General features: G+C 60.7%; 1 protein-coding gene. It reads left to right on the top strand.

The genetic code is table 11. The features are described 5' to 3' along the window. Positions 1-341: 341 nt before the first annotated feature. Positions 342-621, top strand: a 280-nt coding sequence (locus CCN51_RS56720; protein ID WP_211303303.1) for a hypothetical protein, incomplete at its 3' end; no start/stop codon positions are given.

Here is a 621-nt window from a genome sequence, read left to right as displayed (position 1 = left end):
CCGATGTACATACCGGGGCGCTTGCGTACCGCTTCGAGCCCTTCCAGGACGAGCAGGTGCCGCGCGGTGTAGTTGGAGCCGCCCCGGTCTGCTCCGGTAAGCAGCGCAGTGGACGGCACGGACGTGTCGGCGGTCACGCGGTTCGCTCCTCGCTGAATTTCTTCTTGGCCCCGCTGGGGGCCTACTTGGTGGCTGGGTCGCCCGTCAGAGCGTACCGAGGCCTGATAGAGCCGTTGTGCCGCCACCCATGAGAACGTCCATGCTAGTCCAGACTCCTTGACTTTCGCTCGTACGTTCGATCGCTCGTTGGGGTGACACAAACATCACGTTCCCTTTCAGGCATGAACCATTTAGGCTCCGGGCACGTCCTCACCAACAACCGGCAACCCAGCCGGGAGGACAAATCCGACAAGCGACGTGAAACCGTAAACCCACGCAATACGGCTCATTCGCCGCCAACCGTCACCATCCGGTCTACTCAGAAGCAATTTTTGAGAAAAAGCCACGAGCGGGAACGTTTTCGGCTTGGTTGGATGTTGACCCTGGTACGACAGCTCGTCGAGCTAGAGAAGAGGCGACGTGACTACTGTTCTGACCCCCGCGAGCCCCCTGACGGCCGCT

Source organism: Streptomyces milbemycinicus (genome assembly GCF_002154605.1).
GTDB lineage: Bacteria > Actinomycetota > Actinomycetes > Streptomycetales > Streptomycetaceae > Streptomyces > Streptomyces milbemycinicus.
Note: the sequence above shows the minus strand (reverse complement) of the source record. Positions and strands in the feature narration are given on the sequence as shown.